This is a genomic window from Kitasatospora sp. NPDC001225 (assembly GCF_053597855.1).
This window is the reverse complement of the sequence record NZ_JBSFJC010000015.1, coordinates 62,521-79,993: the sequence shown is the minus strand read 5'-3', so window position 1 is coordinate 79,993 and position 17,473 is coordinate 62,521. Positions and strand designations below refer to the sequence as shown.

The following is a 17,473-nucleotide window of genomic DNA, read 5'->3' as shown; positions in this document are numbered from 1 at the left end:
CGGTGGCCGCCGGACCGGGGCAGACTGACAACGGGGCCACCCCACCGGAGGCATCGGAGGCGGACCGTGCCGCAGATGACGGTGGACGGGCACACCCTCGCCCTCTCCCACCTCGACAAGGTGTACTACCCGCGCACCGGCACCCCCAAGGGCGAGGTGCTGCGCTACTACGCCGCCGTGCATGCCGCCCTGCTCCCGCACCTGCGCGACCGCCCGGTCTCCTTCCTCCGCTGCCCGGACGGCGTCGAGGCGGAGGTGTTCGTCGCCAAGAACCCGCCGCCCGGCACCCCGGACTGGGTGCGCACGGTCGACGTGCCGAGCAACACCGGCGAGCTGCGCCAGGTGGTGCTGGAGAGCGGCGCGGCGCTGCTGGCGGTCGCCAACCTGGGCTGCCTGGAACTGCACGTCCCGCAGTGGCACGCGGCCCGACCCGCCCTCGCCGACCGGCTGGTGCTGGACCTGGACCCCGGCGAGGGCGCCGACGTGCTCACCTGCCGCACGGTCGCGCTGCTGCTGCGCGAGCGGCTCGCGGCGGACGGCCTGGCGGCCTGGGTGAAGACCTCCGGCTCCAAGGGCCTGCACCTGCTGGTCCCGATCGAGCCCGCGCCGAGCGCCCGGGTCTCCGGGTACGCGAAGGCGCTGGCCGCCGCCCTGGAGGCCGAGCACCCGGAGCTGGTGGTGCACACCATGGCCAAGGCCCGCCGCCGGGGCCGGGTGCTGGTCGACTGGTCGCAGAACAACGCCAAGAAGACCACCGCCGCGCCGTACACCCTGCGGGCCAGGCCGCTGCCGACCGTCTCCACCCCGCTGGCCTGGGCGGAGCTGGAACGGGCCGCCGACGAGCGGGACCTGGTCTTCACCCTCGCCGAGGTGCCCGACCGGCTGGCCGCCCACGGCGACCTGCTCGCCCCGCTGCTGGACCCGGAGCGGGCCCGGCCGCTGCCCGGCGCACCGGCGGCGCCACCACCGACGGGGTCACCACCGACCAGGCGGGCGGAGGGAGCGCGGCCGGCCCAGGTGCTGCACCCGCCCGTCGAGGTGATGCGCCCGGCCGCCGTGGCCGCCGTCCCGCCCGCCGACGGCCTGGGCGGCGGGGGCGTGCAGTACGAGCTGAAGCTGGACGGCTTCCGCTGCGTCGCCTTCGCCCGGGGCGGGCGGCCCGCGTACCTCCAGTCCCGCGGCGGCCGCGACCTCGCCGCCGAGTTCCCGCCGATCGCCGCCGCCGTCGCCCGGCTGCCGGAGGGCCTGGTGCTGGATGCCGAACTGGTCGCCTGGCGCGACGGCCGGTTCGCCTTCGGCGAGCTGCTGCGCACCCGCCGGGCCCGCGCCGCCGCCACCGGGGTCGCGCTCGGCCTGATCGCCTTCGACCTGCTGGCGCTGCCCGGCCGCGACGTGCGGGCCCTTCCGCTCACCGACCGCCGCCGGCTGCTGCTCGCCGCCCTCGCCGACGTCCCGCCGCCGATCCGGCCGGTCATGGCCACCACCGACCGGGCGGAGGCGCTGGAGTGGATGGAGCGGCTCGCCGACACCGGGGTGGAGGGGCTGGTCTGCAAGGCCGCGGCGGCCCCGTACCGCCCGCGCGGCGCGGGCCGGGTCTGGGTCAAGTACCGCCGCGGCGACACCCTCGACGCCACCGTCCGCGCCGTCACCGGCCCGGCCGCCCACCCGCACGCGCTGATCCTCCAGCTGGACGACGGCCGGGTGTTCCTGACCACCCCGAGGCTCACCCCGGTCCAGTCCCGCGAGGTCGCCGAACTCGCCCGCCCCCTGCTCGGCCCGCCCGCCACCGACCCGGACCACGGCCCGGTCCACCCGCTGACCGCCCCGCTCCGCGCCGAGTTCACCCTCACCGGCCGCCCGCCCTCCGCCACCTTCCTCCGCCTCCGCGGCGACTGACCCCGCCCTCGCTCCCCTTGCTCACCGCCTCCGTTTCGCCGCCGCGTGGGCGAACTCCGTCACGAAGGCGTCGTCGAACAGCGGCAGGTCGCCCGGCTTGCGGCTGGTGACGAGCGGGCCGGGGCCGTCGTGGCAGACGTGGACCGGCTCGTCCACCCAGTGGGCGCCGGCGTTGACCAGGTCGGTGCGCAGGCTGGGCCAGGAGGTGAGGGTGCGGCCGCGGACGGCGTCGGCCTCGATGAGCGTCCAGGCCGCGTGGCAGATCGCCGCGACCGGACGGCCGGCGGCGCAGCAGGCGTGCACGAAGGCGACCGCCGGGCGGTCCAGGCGCAGCCGGTCGGGGTTGGCGACGCCGCCGGGGAGGACCAGCCCGTCGTAGGCCGCCGGGTCGGCCGCGGCGACCAGGGCGTCCACGGCGAAGGTGTCGCCCTCGGCGTGGTGGCGGACGGTGCGGACCCGGCCCTCGGCGGTGGACAGCAGCCGCGGGGTGCCGCCGGACTCGGCGACGGCCTGCCAGGGGTCGGTCAGTTCGACCTGTTCGGCCCCGTACGGCGCGACCAGGAAGGCGATCACGCGTCCGGTGAGCGTGGTGGACGGCCAGCCCATGGCGTGGTCGCTCAGCGCGGGTGCGGGGCGGTCAGGTCGACGGCCGCGGGCGGGGCGGAGCTGAGCCTGGCGCGCGGGCAGTCGAGGTGGACGGCGCGGTCGAGGTGGTCGAGCCGGGCGACCAGTCCGGCCGGGACGAGCACCCGGGTGCCGGGCACCCAGGGTTCGGCGTCGACCAGCAGGTGGTCCCCGGCGTCCTGTTCGACCCGGCCGACCGGGCCGTCGGTGGCGAGCACCTCGTACCCGACCAGCGCGAGGTCGGCGGCGGGATGGGAGCCCGGGCGGTACTCCCACAGGTCGGTGGTCATGGTGTCACGCCTCCGGACGGTCCCAGGGCCGCCGTTCGCGGCGCTCCCGGCGTTCCCGGGCCTCCGCCGGGTCCACCGCTTCGGTGCCGCCGCGGCGGCGGCGCAGCAGCTCGGAGGCGGCGAACGCGGCCGCCACGGTGGCCGCCCAGACCACGCCGAGCGCGACCAGTACGGCGGTGGCCGGGGTCCGCAGGCCCACGCCGAGGCAGATCATCGTCATCACCAGCGCGGTCAGCACGACCCCCGCCGAGAACCTGCGCCCGATGCCGCGGAGCACGCCCCGGACCCGGCTCGGCGGCTCGGCGCCCATGGTGCTCAGCTTCCGGTCGAGCCGTGTGTCCTGGCGCAGATCGGACTCGATCTCCTCGAGGAGCCGCCGCTCCCATCCGCTCAACGCGGGTCCGTCCATCTCGGTCACCTCCGACACTTCGGGTGACGTGCTCGCACCCGGGCGGTTGCCCGGTACGGGCTCGCGCTAACCGTTCCGGGCACCGCCTGTTCCGGCGCCGACGGGCCCGAACGCCCGGGGGCGGGCGAGCAGGCTGTCGTCCAGGACGCTCAACAGGGCGGCGGCGTCGCGGTGGACCTCGGCCGCACCCGCCGCCCGCAGCTCGGGGCCGGTGTCCCGGCCGGCCGCCAGGGCGACGCACGGCACCCCGGCCCGCCGCGCCGCCCGGACCTCGCGCACGCTCCCGGCGACGGCCACGGCGTGCGAGGGCCTGCCGTCCACCAGGTCCAGCGCGGCCCGCACCGGGTCGCCCCCGGGGTCGGCCACGGCCAGAGCCGGAGCCCCGGCCGGCCCGGGGCCGGTCAGCACGACCGTCCAGCCCCGTACCGCGCACTCGCGCAGCAACTCGGCACCGCCGGGCAGCGCGGGCTGCCACCAGTCGGTACCGAAGAGAGCCGCCGAGACCACCGTCATGACCACCGCTTCCGTTCGCGGGCGACGCACCGAACGCTCTCTTCCAGGTTAGGTCGCTCCCCCGCCGCGCGCGCAGCCTGCGCCCCGTGGATCCGCGGCGGGGGGCCGTGGCAAGGAGCCACGGCGGGGGGCCGCGCGGCCGTCGGTTCGCGCCGCCCGGACCGCCGCTCCGCGCGTGCGCCGTCGCTCCGGAGCGCGGGCCGGGACCGGGGCGGGGGCGGCGGCCGCGCGCCGGGGCCCGTCGTGCGGTGCGGTCCGCGAAAAGCCGCTGGTCCGGGGCTGCCCGCAGGCCCTAGGGTGTCGCCCCGTCACATTGGTCCAGTCCAGGAGTCCGTCCCCGATGCCTTCGCCCGCCCTGTACCGCTCGCCCAGACCCAGCTCCACCGCCGCCACCGTCCTGCTCGCCGTGTGCGGCACCGCGACCCTCGCCTCGCTCGCCGCGGGCTTCCGCCTGTACGGGGAGGCGGGGGAGTTCGCCGCCGACTCCGACCTGGCCGACGAGTCCGCGCTGACGGACGCGGCCCTGCTCTACGACAACGTCAGCCTGGTCCAGACGCTCACCCTGCTGGCCTCGGCGGTCGCCTTCGTCACCTGGTTCCACCGGGTGCGGGTGAACGCGGAGGTCTTCGACCCGAGCGGGCACCGGTTCAAGCGCGGCTGGGCGATCGGCGGCTGGTTCACCCCCGTGGTCGCCCTCTGGTTCCCGTTCCGGATCACGGTCGACACCTGGACGGCCAGCGCCCGGCCGGACGCCTCCGGGGTGCGCCTGCCGCACCCCCAGCCGCTGGTCAACCTCTGGTGGGCCACCTTCTGGCTGGCCAACGCGACCGACCGGTTCGGCGCCAACTACCTGAACTCGGCGAAGTACCCGGACGACTACCAGACCGCCCTCGGCTGGCTGCTGGCCTCCGACGTGCTGGAGGTGGTCGCCGCCGTCTTCGCCGTCCTGGTCGTCCAGCGGCTGACGGCCATGCAGGAGGAGCGCTTCGCCGAGTCCACCGCCCACGCGTACGCGGTCCGCGGCGGGACCGTCCGGGGCTGAGCCGTTCCGTCGGCCGCGGGCCCGCGGGCGGGCGCTCAGTCCGTGAACGGGTCCGAGGCCAGCCGGGCGTGCAGGTGCTCGTCCGTATAGACGCCCCCGCCGTAGGTGTAGGAGGCGCGCAGGGTGCCCTCGTACGGGAAGGCGGCCCGCTCGGCGACCCGGCAAGAGGCCTCGTTGCCGACGGCGTGGTAGAGCTCGATCCGGCGGGCGCCGGCGTGCTCCACCGCCCAGCGGGTGACGGCGGTGGTGGCCCGGGTGGCCAGGCCCCGGCCGCGGGCCGCGGCGAGCAGCCAGTAGCCGACCATGGCCACGCCGTCGTCCCGGTTGCTCCACCCCAGGTAGGCGTTGCCGCAGAGGCTGCCGTCGGCGGCGTCGATCACGGCGAAGGGGGCCGCGCTGCCGTCGGCCCAGCTCGCCTCGCAGCGCTCCAGGTAGGCCTGCGGGTCGACCGGGCCGGTGGCGCTGAGCGGGTTCCAGCGGGCGACGGCCGGGTCCGCCGCGGCGGCGAGCAGGGCGGGCACGATTCCGCCGGACACGTCGAGGCCGGGCCCCCACGGGCGCAGCACGGCGTCGCCGAGGTCGAGGACGGTGGGGCGGAACAGCCGCTGGGCGGTGCCGGGATCGCTGATGGTCATCCCGTCTTCCTATCCCCCGCTCCCCCGGGCCCGCCAGCGAATATTCCGGCCTCCGGGCCCGACGCCCGCTCCGCCCTGGTGGACGGAGCGGGCGGACGGAGCGGGCGGGCGGACGGGGCGCGGTCAGATCCGGGCCAGGTAGCCGTTCTCCACCAGCCAGAGCACGTTCAGCTTGGCCGGGCCGCCGGGCAGCAGGGTGGCGTCGAGCTGGTACTGGAGGCCCCAGCCGGGCTGGTTGAACCAGGGAGCGATCGGGCCGGCGTGCACGGTGAAGGCCTTGACCACCTTGTAGTCGTGGTAGTTGCAGGCGGCCGGCGGGGTGCCGTCCAGGCTCTGCGGCGGGAGCGCGCGGCTGGCGTAGGGCAGGCCCTCGGGGGCGAGGTAGGCGCCGTACTCGCTGCCGTAGCGGTCGATGTTCTGGTTCGGGTAGAGGGTGAGGTCGAACTCGATCGGGCTGCCGTCGGGCAGGGTGACGTAGCCGTCGGCCGGCGGGTATATCCAGCCGCCCTTGCCGCCGTTGCCGGCCGGGTCATAGTACTTGGCCAGGAAGTCCTGCTCGCCCGCGCCGCCGGTGCGCTGGTAGCCGACGAGCTGGCGGCCGACCGGCCCGGCGGTCGGGAGGTCGGCCGGGCCGAGGCGGGCGTCGTCGTGGCGGAAGGCGGCGGAGCACTGGTCGGCGGGGGTGGCCGCCGGGGCCGCGACGGCGGCGGGGACGGTCACGGCGGTGAGGGCGGCGGCCGCGGCGAGCGGCGCGACGAGCAGGCGAAGGCGAAGGCGCACGGTGTCTCCGTCGAACGGGTCAGCGGTCGAGAAAGGAGCCACGGAGGAGCGTTGTGCTCACCCTCTGTGGCTGGTTCGACACCAGGCAATCGGATCATCTGATCATTCGTCAACATGATCCATGCGACTGCGCGTTCGACTCGGCGGATTCGGCCAAAGCCGGGACACCGGGACCGCCCGTCCGCGAGGATGAGCGGTCCGGCGCGCCCGGGTCACTTCCCCGGGGCGACCCGCCCGAGCAGGTGGAGCAGCCGGTCGAGGGCGTCCTTGGAGTTCGGCTCGGTCAGGTTGGCCATCAGCCGGAACGCCGCCTTCAGCAGCGCCGGGTGGCCGAGCCCGGCCGCCCCGGCCGCGCCGCGCAGCTTCGGGCGGCCCAGCATGTCGGCGACCAGGCGGCCGAGCGCGAAGTAGCCCGCGTAGGCGGAGCGCAGCGCCTGCGGGTAGGCGCGCAGGGCGAGTTCGCGACCGCGGTCGGTGCGGCGGGCGAGGGCCTGGACGATGGTCTCGGCGGCGTAGCGGCCGGACTCCATCGCGTAGGCGATGCCCTCGCCGGTGCCCGGGCTGACCGTCCCGCCCGCATCGCCGATCAGCAGCAGACCGTCGGCGTAGTGGGGCGCGCGGTTGAGGCCCATCGGCAGGGCGGCACCGCGGATCGGCTCGGTGACCGCGTCGGGGGTGTAGCCGTACTCCGGGGGCAGGCCGTCGCACCAGCGCCGCAGCACCTCGCGCCAGTCCGCCTCGGTCCCGGCGGTGTCGAGGACCCCGAGGCCGACGTTGGCGGTGCCGTCGCCCATGCCGAACACCCAGGCGTAGCCGGGCAACTGGCGCCGGGCCCGGTCGTCGGGGTCGCGCAGGTCGAGCCAGACCTCCAGGTAGCGGTCGTCGTGCCTCGGGGTGGTGAAGTACGTCCGGTAGGCGACGCCCATCGCGCGGTCGGTGCGGCGGTAGCGCCGCATCGCCACCGACAGCCGGGTGGAGTTGCCGTCGGCGGCGACCACGACCGGGGCCCGGTAGGCGACCGGCCGGCGCTCCTCGCCCAGCTTGGCGGTGACGCCGGTGATCCGGCCGGTCCGCTCGTCCAGCGTCGGGCCCGTCACATTGGCGCGTTCGACCACCCGGGCTCCGAGCGAGGCGGCCTTGCGGGCGAGCAGTTCGTCGAAGTCGGCGCGGCGCCGGACCAGTCCGTACCCGGGGTAGGCGGAGAGCTCGGGCCAGTCGAACTCCACCGAGCGGTGCCCGGAGATCAGCCGCAGGCCCCGGTTGTGCAGCCAGCCGGCCTCCTCGGAGACGTCGATGCCGAGGTCGGTCAACTGCTTGACGGCGCGCGGGGTGAGGCCGTCCCCGCAGACCTTCTCGCGCGGGAAGGCGGACTTCTCCAGCAGCAGGACGTCCAGTCCGGTCCGGGCGAGGTGGGCGGCGGCGGTGGAGCCGGCCGGTCCGGCGCCGACCACGATGACGTCGGCGCTCCCCCCGTCCTGGACGGCCTCCCCGCCACTGACGGTCTCCTCGGGCCGGACGGTCTGCTCTGGGCCGGGCATCGCACTCTCCCACGGGTCGGATCGGCTGTCCGCGCGACGGAGTCCTCGGACTGGGCGGTTCCGGACGGACGATAGAGAACCCCGGCGCCCGCCCGCCGCCCCGACACGCAGGCCGCCCCGCGAACCGGCCAATACCGGCCACCCCTGCCGTACGGGTCCACCCGCCACGCCGGGGCCCGGACGCAACCGAGCCCCCGGCCCGCGAGCAGCAGCGGGACCAGGGGCTCTCCGTCGTTCCGCGGCGCGGACCCCTCGGGGGGATCAACGGCGGTCGCGCCGGGTTCGACGAGGGCCCCGACCACGGGGGCGGACCGGGGCCCTCATCCGGTACCACGGCCGGCACCGCCTCCCGGGTTCACCACCAGTCCCACTGATCCCATTGACACCATTGACACTACCGGCACCACCCGGTCCGGCCCCGGGAACGGCGGAAGCCCCTGACCGCACGGGGGAACGCGGCAGGGGCTTCCACTGTCGACTACGGCCGGCGGGCCCTCACGGGTTCAGCGCCAGCACCACGTACCCCGCCAGCACCGCCAGGTGCACCGCGCCCTGCAGCGGGGTCGCCCGGCGCGGGATGACGGTGAGGGTGAGCAGCACGATGGTCAGGCTCAGCAGCACCATGTGCGCCGGGTCGAGGCCGAGGACGAGCGGGCCGGAGAGCCAGGTGGAGGCGATCGCGACCGCCGGGATGGTCAGGCCGATGCTGGCGAGCGCCGAGCCGAGGGCGAGGTTGAGGCTGGTCTGCACCCGGTTGCGGACGGCCGCGCGCAGCGCCGCGATGGTCTCCGGCAGCAGCACCATCATGGCGATCACGACGCCGACCACGGCGTGCGGCAGCCCGGCGTCGTCCACCGCCTTCTCGATGGTCGGCGACACGCCCTTGGCCAGGCCCACCACCGCCACCAGGGCGACGGCGAGCAGCAGCAGGCTGATCCCGGCGGCCCGGAGGGTGGGCGGGGAGGCGTGCTCCTCCTCGGCCAGCACCCGGCCCTCGGGGGTGACGGGCAGGAAGTAGTCGCGGTGCCGGACGGTCTGGGTGGCCACGAACAGGCCGTAGACCACCAGCGAGGCGGTGGCCGCGAAGGTGAGCTGGGTGGTCGAGAACTGGGGGCCGGGCGAGCTGGTGGTGAAGGTCGGCAGCACCAGGCTGAGGGTCGCGAGGGTGGCGATGCAGGCCAGCGCGGCGCCGGTGCCCTCGGCGTTGAAGACGGCGGTCCGGTACTTGACGGCGGCGACCAGGATGGACAGTCCGAGGATGCCGTTGCAGGTGATCATCACGGCGGCGAAGACGGTGTCCCGGGCCAGGGTGGAGGACTTGTCCCCGCCGTCGGCCATCAGCGTCACGATCAGCGCGACCTCGATCACGGTGACCGCCACGGCGAGGACCAGTGACCCGAAGGGCTCCCCCGACCAGTGCGCGATCACCTCCGCGTGGTGCACGGCCGACAGCACGGCGCCCACCAGGAAGCAGGCGACCACCGCCACCACCCAGCCGGGGAGTTCCTTGTGCCAGGTCAGGGCGAGGACGAGGAACGACACCACCGGGACGACGACGGTCCATTGCGCGAGAGCCGCGCGGAGCTTCGTGATCATGCCGCCGAGGATCCCAGACCGGAGGCCCGTCACCCGGGTGCCCGCGCCGGATACATAGGGATGTGGCATAACTCATCCCAATTCGGCAGTCACCCACCGTAGCCATGAAGGTACTGAAGCACTTTGTCGACATGTTGCCGAAGCCGTTCCGGGACGCCCCCGGCGGTCGCCACGGTCTTGTCGCTGGTCCGGTAGGCCGCCGCGACCAGGGCGGGCAGGTCGTGGGTGAAGCCGTGGCGCTTTATCTGCTGGTCGAGCCAGCAGGCGTAGTTGCCCATCGCGGCGATCGCGTCGCCCGGGTCCCAGTACGACTTCGGACCGGCGTGGGTGGCGGCCTTGCCCCAGGCCTCGAAGACGGAGGGCGTCCACAGGGCGATGCCGTACTCGCCGGTCTCCGGGCGGGCGGCCTTCGGGTCGAAGCCGCTCTCGGCCTTCAGCATGGCGGCCAGCAGCACCGGGGTGACCTCCGGCTCGGGGCAGCGCCGCGCCGCGGTCTCGATCATGCCCCGATAGGCCACCGGGACGTCCGATCCGGCCGGGATCGCGCCGGGCGGCGGGGGCGCCGCGCGCTCAGCCGCGCCCGGACCGCCGGACTCCGGGCCACCGGCCAGGACGAGGACGGCGAGCCCGCAGGCGAGCAGGCCCGCGCCGGACCGGACGGCGGCCTGGACGGCGGCCCGGACAGCGGCCCGACGGCCCCGGCCCGGAACGGCGGCGGCCCGGGCGACCAGCGCCGCCAGCCCGGCCGGCCCGGTCCGGGTCCGCTCCTCCCGCCCGGGGGCGAGGCAGGCGGCGACCACCGGCCGCCAGCGCACCGGCAGCGCCTCGTCCAGCCGCAGCGGCGCGGCGCCCCGCGCGTACGCCTGGGCGGCCAGCGAGCGGGCCCGGCTGGTGGCGCCGAGGAAGGGGTGCAGGCCGCCGGTGAGCACCTGGTGGGCGATCACCCCGAAGGCCCAGACGTCGGCGCTGGGGCGCAGCGCGATGCCGCGGGCGCCGGTGCGCTCGGACCACCACTCGGGCGGGACGTGGTCGGGCGAGCCCAGCGGCGGGGCGTAGGCGTGGGTGCCCTCCAGCTCGGCGGTGAGGCCGAAGTCGGCGATCTTCGCGGTGCCGTCGGGCATCAGCAGGACATTGGCCGGTTTCAGGTCCCCGTGCACCCAGCCGACCCGGTGCATGTGGCTCAGCCCGGCGCAGACCTCGGCCAGGATCCGCTCGGCGCCGGGCACCGCCGCACCGGGGCGGGCCTCGCCCAGCAGGTCCTGGAGGCTGCCGGCGGCGCGTTCCATCACCAGGGCGACGGCACCGTCGAGCGCCGGGTGGTCCGGGTCCTCGACGGTGGCCACGGCGAGGGTGCGGATCAGGTGGGGGTGGTCGGCGCGGCGGCTGAAACGCTGTTCGCTGCGGGCCATCCGGGCCACGGTCCGGCGCTGGCCGGGGGCGAACCGGGCCGCGCCGAGGATCTTGACGGCGGCCTGGCTCCCGTCGGGGCCCTCGGCGGCGTACACGCTGCCCCAGGCACCCGCGCCGAGGAAGGCGCCGAGGCGGTAGCCGGCGATCGGGTAGCCCTCCGGGACCGCGAAGGACGGGCCCCCGGACGGCCCGGGGTCGGAACCCGGCTCCGGCTCGGGCTCGGGCTCGGACCGCGGCGACGGCTCGGACGGGGCGCCGGGCGTCACGGCCGGGCGACCGCGCGCCGGGGCGGGAGCAGGGCCAGGTGCTCCTCCCGGACGAGGTCGAACTTCAGCGCCAGCGCCACCAGTTCCTCGCGCTTGCCGCCGGCCGGCCCTTCCTCGTACGGCTCGCGCAGCCGCAGCTTGGCCTCCACCAGGTAGTCGATGTGGTAGTTGACCGCCGAGCGGCTCAGCCCGCGGCAGCCGGGCAGGGCGCGCAGCCGGGCGAGCACCTCGGTCACCCCGGGGACGGCGGCGGCGGAGGGCGAGCGCAGCCGGGGTTCGCAGAGCGCGAGCAGGACCAGGAAGTACTTGGCGGTCGGGTCCAGGGCGAACGGGCTGACGGTGTGCTCGCCGTCGGCGCCGCCGGGCCGCCCGTCGAGGTAGGCGTGCTGCGGGGCGAAGACCTTGAAGGCCGCGGGCTCGCCGAGCGCGGGCAGCAGCACCCGGGAGAGTTCGAACGGGACGGGGGCGCCGAGCCGGCCGGGCGCGACCTTGACGTGCTCCCCCGCGCCCTCCAGGTTCTCCACCACATAGGTGGCCGAGGTGCTGAAGTTGGACAGCCGCCAGTAGTCCTCGGCCGCGACCACCTCCCCCGCCCGGCGGGAGACGCCCTGGTCGGGCAGTGGGATGGGGACCGGTCGGCCGGGCTCCCCGCGCCCGAACACCGCGGTCTCGCCCGGGCCCATCCGCAGCAGGCCGGGGGCCCCACCGGGCCTCATCCCGGGCCCGGGGCCGGGCAGTTGGACGATGACCGTGTCCACGCGGCACCTCCGTGGGATCGGGTCGATACCTCCGTGGGATGGGGTCGATGGTATCCGTCCTATTCGCCCCGGGGGCAAACCCGCCACCCGGACGGGTGAGGAACCGCCCTTTTCCACCCATGAACTGATCATCCGTCAGGACTGGAGTTGTCCGTGTGCTGAACAGATGAGGAATGGTTGCAGGATGTAGTTGAACGGTCACCATGAGTGTGACGCAACGCACACACAACACGTTCACGATGTGTGCAAGACTCATCTCAAGGAGTGAGATTCCCTTAATTTCCAAGGAGGTTCGTATCATGCGCGCTCGGATCGCAGCTGTGGTGATGGCGGCGGCAGGGATCGCCGGCCTGACGGCGGCCCCGGCCATAGCGGCCACCGCGACGTCCGACACCGACACCGCGCTCTGCGCCACGGTGCTCAACCAGCCCTGCATCTCGCACCAGGCCGACGGCGCCGGCATCGTCGGCGTCGCCCAGGTCAGCGCGGACCCGGGCCAGTTGACGCTGGTTCGGGTCGAGGTCCGCACCCAGTCCGCCTGGGGCAGCCCCTGGGAGGCGGTCGCCTCCGCGACCACCGTCCGGTTCGGCTCCGCCAAGGCGGTCACCCCGCGGGTGACCGCCGGCGCCCCGCGCATGATCTGCGCGACCGCCGGCCCCGCGCTGGACGTCGCCAAGCAGGTCACCACCTGTACCCACCCGTTCTGATCGCGGGGCCGCCGAGGCACCGCACCCGCCACCCCCACGCCGTCCGTACGACCGGGCAGCCGTCCGGACGACCAGGGGGCGGGAAGCAGTAGAGGACACCACCACCGGGGCCGGCCGCCGGGACATCCCGTCCCGACGACCGGCCCCGACCATGCCGATCGGGCGGCAGCCGTCCCGATCAGGCAGAAGAGGCGGCGGCGGAGATCATCCGGAACGCGGACCCGGGTGGACCTGGGGCACCCCTTCACGGCAAACTGGTCTAGACCTTGGAGGTCTAGACCTCAGCCTCGCCTCAGAACGGTGGACCCAGTATGGAAATCGTGATCGTCCCTGACGCCCGTGCGGCCGGCGAACTCATCGCCGCGGCGATCACCGATCTGCTGACCGACAAGCCCGACGCCCTGCTCGGCGTGGCCACCGGCTCGACCCCGCTGCCGATCTACCAGGCCCTGGCCGAACGGGTCCGCGACGGTCGGCTGGACGCCGCCGAGGCGCGCATCTGCCAGCTGGACGAGTACGTCGGCCTGCCCGCCGGCCACCCGGAGTCCTACCGCTCGGTGGTGCTGCGCGAGGTCGTGGAGCCGCTCGGCCTGACCGAGGACTCCTTCCTGGGCCCGGACGGCAACGCCTCCGACATCGCCGCGGCGGCCACCGCCTACGACCGCGCGCTGGCCGAGGCCGGCGGCGTCGACCTCCAGCTGCTCGGCATCGGCACGGACGGCCACATCGGCTTCAACGAGCCCTGCTCCTCGCTCTCCTCCCGGACCCGGATCAAGACCCTGACCCGGCAGACCCGCGAGGACAACGCCCGCTTCTTCGACAGCCTCGACGAGGTGCCGCACCACGTCATCACCCAGGGCATCGGCACCATCCTGGAGGCCCGCCACCTGGTCCTGCTCGCCACCGGCGAGGCCAAGGCCGAGGCCGTCGCGCTCGCCGTCGAGGGCCCGCTCTCCGCGGTCGTCCCCGCCTCGGCGCTGCAGCTGCACCCGCACGCCACCGTCGTGGTGGACGAGGCGGCCGCCTCCCGCCTCAAGCTCGCCGACTACTTCCGCGACACCTACGCGGCCAAGCCGGCCTGGCAGAAGCTCTGAGCGCTCCCGGGCAGCGGCCTTGACGGCCGTGACGGCCGGGGCGCCGGCCACCGACTCCCCTCGGTGGCTGGCGCCCCGGCCGTTTCGCCGTACGGAGACGCCGCTCAGTACCGCGAGCGCCGCTCAGCGTGGGGAGCACCGCTCAGTTCCGCGAGCACCGCTCAGCACGGGGAGCACCGCTCAGCACGGGAAGCGCCGCTCAGCACGGGAAGCGCCGCTCAGCGCTTGCGGAGCCAGTCGGCGAAGGCCGCCAGGCCCGGGCCCGGGTCGCGGCGGCCGACGCCGATCCGGAACCGGTCGGCCGGGGTCGGGGTCAGCTCCGAGCGGAAGATCCCGGCGGGCAGCAGCAGCACGCCCGCCTGCTCGACCAGCGCGGTGCAGAACTCCTCCACGCCCTCCGGGCCCAGGTAGCGCGGGAAGGCGACGCAGCCGCCGTCCGGCGCGCGCCACTCGAAGAGGTCGGCGAACTCGGCGAAGAAGGCGTCGAACAGCGGCAGGTTCCCGGCGATGATCGCCCGGTTGCGGGCCAGGATGCGGTCGCGGGCGGTGATCGCGATCCGGGCCAGCACCTCGCTCCGCGCCGAGTTGCAGATCGTGGTGTAGTGCTTGGCCCGCTCCAGGCGCGAGCGCAGCTCCTGGTCCCGGCAGGCGATCCAGCCGATCCGCAGGCCGGGCAGGCCGAGCGACTTGGAGGTCACGTTGAGCGAGAGGGCCCGCTCGGAGAGGTCGGCGGCCTGCGGCAGGGCGCGGGCCGGGTCGCGCTCCAGGCCTCGGTAGACCTCGTCCGAGAACAGCCGGACGCCGCGCTCGTCGCAGAGCTCGGCCAGCCGGACGAAGTCGGCGGCGTCGATCACCGTGCCGGTCGGGTTGTTCGGGAAGTTGACCGACAGCACCCTGGTGTTCGGCCGCAGCGCCGCCTCGACCGCGTCCAGGTCCAGCGCCCAGTCCCGCTCCGGGTCCAGCGCGACGCCGGTGACCTCGCAGAGCGAGAGCGGGACGGTCTCGGCGGACTGGTAGTTCGGGGTCAGCACCACCGCGTGGTCGCCCGGTTCGAGCAGGACCTGCATGGCGAGGTTGAGCCCCTCCTGGGCGCCGCCGAAGCAGATCACGTCGTCCTCGCCGACCCGCTCGTACATCCCGGCGACGGCGCGGCGCAGCCCGGGGTCGCCGAAGGTCTCGGTGTAGCCGAGGGCCAGGGTGTCCCAGGCCTCGCGGTCCTCGGGGCCCGCCAGGGCGAGCAGCTCGGCCATCGTCATGGTCTGCGCGTCGGAGGCGGTGAGGTGGTGGCGGGCGGTGAACTCCCAGCGCGAGAAGTGGGTTTCGAGCCGGAAGTCGGGGAGCCGGGTCACTGGTGGTCCTCCTCGCCGGGGCCCGCGGGGTGCTGCTTGAGCTCGGCGAGCAGGCTGTAGGCGCTGGAGCGGGAGATCCGCAGCGCGGTGGCGACGACGGGGACGGCGCGCCGGACGGCGAACACCCCCGCCCGGTCGAGTTCGCCCAGGACGGCGAGCCGGTCCTCGCGGGTGAAGCGCTCCAGCGGGCGGCCCTGGGCGCGGACGTACCCGCCGACCACGTCGTTGATCCGCTCGGTCCAGTCGCGCTCGAAGAGCGGTTCGGGGCGCGGCGCGGTGGGGGCGGCGAAGCCGGCCAGCAGGGCGGCGGCCTGCTCCAGCGGGCCGCGGTCGAGGTTGACGCAGAGCACCGCGGTGGACTTCCCGTCGTCGTCGCGCAGTACGGCGCTGACGGAGGAGAGCCGGCGTCCGTCGGGCAGCAGCTTCGCGTACGGGCCGTAGACGTCGGGGGCGGAGGGGTCGATCCCGTCGAGCTCGCCGAGCAGTGACGGGTCGCCGGGGGCCCGGGGGGTCATCGGGTTCCAGACGGCGAGGACCCGGTCGGTGGCGGTGTCGTGCAGCACGACCTCGGCGTACGGGCCGAGCAGCAGGGCCACCGCGCGGCAGACCGGGGACCAGGTCCGCACGCGGGGGTCGGGGTTTTCCGAGGACATGCCTGGACTGTACGTCCGGATCGGACACTTGGTCCAGGGCTTTTCGCGCCCCGGGCCCCGCCGGAGGGTTCCGGCGGGGCCCGGGACGGCTGCCCGTGCGCTACTTGCAGGTGATCAGCAGCCCGAGCACCGCGGAGCAGCTGCGGGTGGCCCGGCTGGTGGCGGGCGACGGGTCGGCGGGCGCCCCGGCGGTGCGCGCCACGGTGACGTCCCAGCTGCGGAGCAGGGTGAGCAGGCCGACGCCGACCGAGAAGTGCCGGGTGGTGCTCGCGCCCTTGGCCAGCGGCGCGCTCAGCGCGCAGTTCAGCTTCCCGGCGGCGACGGTGCAGTCGCCGGAGGTGGTGGTCAGCCCGGCGGGCAGGTCGGCGGCGACGGTGGCCGTGGTCACCGGGTCGGGGCCCTGGCCGGTGAGGGTGACGGTGTAGTCGACCCGGCTGGAGAGCAGTCCGGTGACCGGGGTCGCGGTGAGCGCGACGCCCAGGTGGGCGGCCGGAGCCGTGTAGGTGAAGCGGTCGGCGGCGACGGCCGCGCTGGTGCCGCCGGGCCCGGTGACCCGCACGTCCACGGCTCCGGCGACGGTGGTGGCGGGGGCGGTCGCGGTGCAGCTGGTCTTCGTGCAGCTGAACGAGGTGGCGGCGCCGGCCGCGCCGAAGGTCACGGCGGTGGCGCCGGCCAGGTCGGTGCCGGTGATGGTCACCGCGGTGCCGCCCGTCCCGGAGCCGCCGTTCGGGCTGATCGCGGTCACGTCCGGCACCGGCAGCGGGAAGGTCACCACGTCGACGGCACTGCCGGTGAAGTCGGCGAGGTAGCCGTGCCGCCCGTCGGCGGTCAGGGCCAGGCTGTACGGACTGGCGCCCACCGGGACGGTCGCGGTGACCGTCCGGCTCGCGGTGTCCACCACGCTCAGGGTGTTGTCGGCGTAGTTGGAGACGTAGGCCGCCGTGCCGTCCGGGGAGACGGTCACCGCGTAGGGGCCGGAGCCGACGGCGACGGTGCCGAGGACCGTACCGGCCGCGGTGTCGATCACGGCGGCGGTGCCGTCGTCGCCGTCGGCGGTCCACAGCCGGGTGCCGTCCGGGCTGAGCGCGAGGCCGAAGACGCCGTGGCCGACCGGGACGGTGCCGCTCACCGTGCCGCTCGCGGTGTCGACCACGGTGACGGCCTTGGCGCCGGACGCGGCGACGTACAGCCGGGTGCCGTCCGGGGAGACGGCCAGGCCGTGCGGCTCGGCGCCGACCGGCACGGTCGCGGTCACGGTGTCGGACGACGTGTCCAGCACGCTGACGGTGTTGGCGGCGGCGTTGCTCACGTAGGCGCGGGAGCCGTTCGGCGCGAGGGCGAGGCCCCAGGGCTGGGCGCCGACCGGGACGGTCGCGGTGACGGCGTCGGTCGCGGTGTCCACGACGCTGACGGTGTTGTCCAGGTGGTGGGTCAGGTAGGCCCGGTGCCCGTCGGGCGACACGGCCACGGCGTACGAGCCGGACCCGGCGGTGAAGCCGCCGGACACGGTGTTGCTCGCGGTGTCGAGCACGCTGACGGCGCCGCTGCTCTGGCTGGTCACATAGGCGTGGCCACCGTCCGGCGTCAGCGCGACGCCCGCCGGGTACGGCGCCACCGCCAGGTGCGCGGCGACGGCCGGCGGCGGTGTGACGGCCTCGGCGGTCGCGGGCAGCGACAGCAGTGCGGCCGTGGTCGCGGATATCGCGGCCACGGCCGTCCGGGTACGACGGGGTGTGCGGGGTGTTCTCACGGGTCTCTCCAACTGCTCGGCACGGACGAACGTGTGGTGGTGCTGTGGTGGGTTCGGAGCCGGGGGAAGCGTAGAAGCCGCCCTGACTTTCCGTCAGGGAGTGACTACTAATGTCGCCAAATGTTCAGATCCGATCACCGCGCGAGGGTGCACGGACCCGCCA

Annotated in this window: 17 protein-coding genes and 1 pseudogene; 5 read left to right on the top strand and 13 right to left on the bottom strand. The window is 75.1% G+C overall.

Going from position 1 to position 17,473, the window contains the following annotated elements:
* Positions 1–75 precede the first annotated feature (75 nt).
* Both ligD and ACWDCZ_RS07795 read left to right on the top strand, forming a co-directional pair.
* A pseudogene (gene ligD / locus ACWDCZ_RS07800) lies at positions 76–945 on the top strand (non-homologous end-joining DNA ligase); the annotation flags it as partial.
* 96 nt (positions 946–1,041) lie between these two features.
* Positions 1,042–1,896 carry an ATP-dependent DNA ligase gene (locus ACWDCZ_RS07795; RefSeq protein WP_449815500.1) on the top strand — a complete coding sequence of 285 codons (855 nt, stop codon included), beginning with the start codon at positions 1,042–1,044 and terminating at the stop codon, positions 1,894–1,896.
* 21 nt (positions 1,897–1,917) lie between these two features.
* Here ACWDCZ_RS07795 and ACWDCZ_RS07790 read toward each other — a convergent pair whose 3' ends face one another.
* The 4 genes from ACWDCZ_RS07790 to ACWDCZ_RS07775 all read right to left on the bottom strand — a co-directional run bounded on the left by ACWDCZ_RS07790 (position 1,918) and on the right by ACWDCZ_RS07775 (position 3,732).
* On the bottom strand, positions 1,918–2,502 hold the full coding sequence (locus ACWDCZ_RS07790; RefSeq protein ID WP_117492959.1) for a DJ-1/PfpI family protein: 585 nt from the start codon (positions 2,500–2,502) through the stop codon (positions 1,918–1,920).
* 11 nt (positions 2,503–2,513) lie between these two features.
* Positions 2,514–2,810 (bottom strand): PRC-barrel domain containing protein, encoded by a 297-nt coding sequence (locus ACWDCZ_RS07785; RefSeq protein WP_449815496.1) that lies wholly within the window; start codon positions 2,808–2,810, stop codon positions 2,514–2,516.
* Between the two features lie 4 nt (positions 2,811–2,814).
* Positions 2,815–3,219 (bottom strand): hypothetical protein, encoded by a 405-nt coding sequence (locus ACWDCZ_RS07780; RefSeq protein WP_449815495.1) that lies wholly within the window; start codon positions 3,217–3,219, stop codon positions 2,815–2,817.
* 66 nt (positions 3,220–3,285) lie between these two features.
* Entirely contained in the window at positions 3,286–3,732 is a 447-nt protein-coding gene (locus tag ACWDCZ_RS07775) for an HAD family hydrolase (protein WP_074004917.1), read from the bottom strand.
* A gap of 340 nt (positions 3,733–4,072) precedes the next feature.
* Between ACWDCZ_RS07775 and ACWDCZ_RS07770 the strand changes: the two genes are divergently transcribed.
* Positions 4,073–4,774 (top strand): DUF4328 domain-containing protein, encoded by a 702-nt coding sequence (locus ACWDCZ_RS07770; protein WP_449815494.1) that lies wholly within the window; start codon positions 4,073–4,075, stop codon positions 4,772–4,774.
* A gap of 35 nt (positions 4,775–4,809) precedes the next feature.
* Here the strand turns inward: ACWDCZ_RS07770 and ACWDCZ_RS07765 are convergent, their stop codons facing one another.
* The 6 genes from ACWDCZ_RS07765 to ACWDCZ_RS07740 form a co-directional block, all read right to left on the bottom strand.
* On the bottom strand, positions 4,810–5,409 hold the full coding sequence (locus ACWDCZ_RS07765; protein WP_449815493.1) for a GNAT family N-acetyltransferase: 600 nt from the start codon (positions 5,407–5,409) through the stop codon (positions 4,810–4,812).
* A gap of 123 nt (positions 5,410–5,532) precedes the next feature.
* Positions 5,533–6,189 carry a TNT domain-containing protein gene (locus ACWDCZ_RS07760; protein ID WP_074004920.1) on the bottom strand — a complete coding sequence of 219 codons (657 nt, stop codon included), beginning with the start codon at positions 6,187–6,189 and terminating at the stop codon, positions 5,533–5,535.
* 212 nt (positions 6,190–6,401) lie between these two features.
* A complete protein-coding gene (locus tag ACWDCZ_RS07755) occupies positions 6,402–7,727 on the bottom strand; it encodes a geranylgeranyl reductase family protein (protein ID WP_449815492.1) in 1,326 nt (441 codons plus the stop codon).
* A 495-nt stretch (positions 7,728–8,222) separates the two neighbouring features.
* Entirely contained in the window at positions 8,223–9,323 is a 1,101-nt protein-coding gene (locus ACWDCZ_RS07750; RefSeq protein WP_074004922.1) for a calcium:proton antiporter, read from the bottom strand.
* Between the two features lie 89 nt (positions 9,324–9,412).
* On the bottom strand, positions 9,413–10,999 hold the full coding sequence (locus ACWDCZ_RS07745) for a serine/threonine-protein kinase (protein WP_449815491.1): 1,587 nt from the start codon (positions 10,997–10,999) through the stop codon (positions 9,413–9,415).
* Positions 10,996–11,757, bottom strand: coding sequence for a serine/threonine protein kinase (locus ACWDCZ_RS07740; RefSeq protein WP_449815490.1), 762 nt, complete (start codon positions 11,755–11,757; stop codon positions 10,996–10,998). The genes ACWDCZ_RS07745 and ACWDCZ_RS07740 overlap by 4 nt, the downstream gene beginning before the upstream one ends.
* Before the next feature lie 299 nt (positions 11,758–12,056).
* On the opposite strand from ACWDCZ_RS07740, the gene ACWDCZ_RS07735 reads away from it, so the two are divergent.
* Entirely contained in the window at positions 12,057–12,464 is a 408-nt protein-coding gene (locus ACWDCZ_RS07735) for a hypothetical protein (protein WP_449815489.1), read from the top strand.
* 311 nt (positions 12,465–12,775) lie between these two features.
* Positions 12,776–13,558: a glucosamine-6-phosphate deaminase gene (gene nagB / locus ACWDCZ_RS07730; protein WP_049652442.1), complete on the top strand. Its 783-nt coding sequence runs from the start codon at positions 12,776–12,778 to the stop codon at positions 13,556–13,558.
* Between the two features lie 218 nt (positions 13,559–13,776).
* Here nagB and ACWDCZ_RS07725 read toward each other — a convergent pair whose 3' ends face one another.
* The 3 genes from ACWDCZ_RS07725 to ACWDCZ_RS07715 form a co-directional block, all read right to left on the bottom strand.
* Entirely contained in the window at positions 13,777–14,907 is a 1,131-nt protein-coding gene (locus ACWDCZ_RS07725) for an aminotransferase class I/II-fold pyridoxal phosphate-dependent enzyme (RefSeq protein WP_449815488.1), read from the bottom strand.
* Positions 14,904–15,560: a helix-turn-helix transcriptional regulator gene (locus tag ACWDCZ_RS07720; RefSeq protein WP_449815487.1), complete on the bottom strand. Its 657-nt coding sequence runs from the start codon at positions 15,558–15,560 to the stop codon at positions 14,904–14,906. The genes ACWDCZ_RS07725 and ACWDCZ_RS07720 overlap by 4 nt, the downstream gene beginning before the upstream one ends.
* 100 nt (positions 15,561–15,660) lie before the next feature.
* A complete protein-coding gene (locus tag ACWDCZ_RS07715) occupies positions 15,661–17,271 on the bottom strand; it encodes a beta-propeller fold lactonase family protein (RefSeq protein ID WP_449815486.1) in 1,611 nt (536 codons plus the stop codon).
* Between the last annotated feature and the right edge of the window lie 202 nt (positions 17,272–17,473).

Excerpts from the sequence above, each read along its gene's own strand:
- ACWDCZ_RS07795 (WP_449815500.1), top strand. The coding sequence starts at position 1,042 with ATGCGCCCGGCCGCCGTGGCCGCCGTCCCGCCCGCCGACGGCCTGGGC.
- ACWDCZ_RS07790 (WP_117492959.1), bottom strand. The coding sequence starts at position 2,502 with ATGGGCTGGCCGTCCACCACGCTCACCGGACGCGTGATCGCCTTCCTG.
- ACWDCZ_RS07785 (WP_449815496.1), bottom strand. The coding sequence starts at position 2,810 with ATGACCACCGACCTGTGGGAGTACCGCCCGGGCTCCCATCCCGCCGCC.
- ACWDCZ_RS07780 (WP_449815495.1), bottom strand. The coding sequence starts at position 3,219 with ATGGACGGACCCGCGTTGAGCGGATGGGAGCGGCGGCTCCTCGAGGAG.
- ACWDCZ_RS07775 (WP_074004917.1), bottom strand. The coding sequence starts at position 3,732 with ATGACGGTGGTCTCGGCGGCTCTCTTCGGTACCGACTGGTGGCAGCCC.
- ACWDCZ_RS07770 (WP_449815494.1), top strand. The coding sequence starts at position 4,073 with ATGCCTTCGCCCGCCCTGTACCGCTCGCCCAGACCCAGCTCCACCGCC.
- ACWDCZ_RS07765 (WP_449815493.1), bottom strand. The coding sequence starts at position 5,409 with ATGACCATCAGCGATCCCGGCACCGCCCAGCGGCTGTTCCGCCCCACC.
- ACWDCZ_RS07755 (WP_449815492.1), bottom strand. The coding sequence starts at position 7,727 with ATGCCCGGCCCAGAGCAGACCGTCCGGCCCGAGGAGACCGTCAGTGGC.
- ACWDCZ_RS07750 (WP_074004922.1), bottom strand. The coding sequence starts at position 9,323 with ATGATCACGAAGCTCCGCGCGGCTCTCGCGCAATGGACCGTCGTCGTC.
- ACWDCZ_RS07735 (WP_449815489.1), top strand. The coding sequence starts at position 12,057 with ATGCGCGCTCGGATCGCAGCTGTGGTGATGGCGGCGGCAGGGATCGCC.
- nagB (WP_049652442.1), top strand. The coding sequence starts at position 12,776 with ATGGAAATCGTGATCGTCCCTGACGCCCGTGCGGCCGGCGAACTCATC.
- ACWDCZ_RS07720 (WP_449815487.1), bottom strand. The coding sequence starts at position 15,560 with ATGTCCTCGGAAAACCCCGACCCCCGCGTGCGGACCTGGTCCCCGGTC.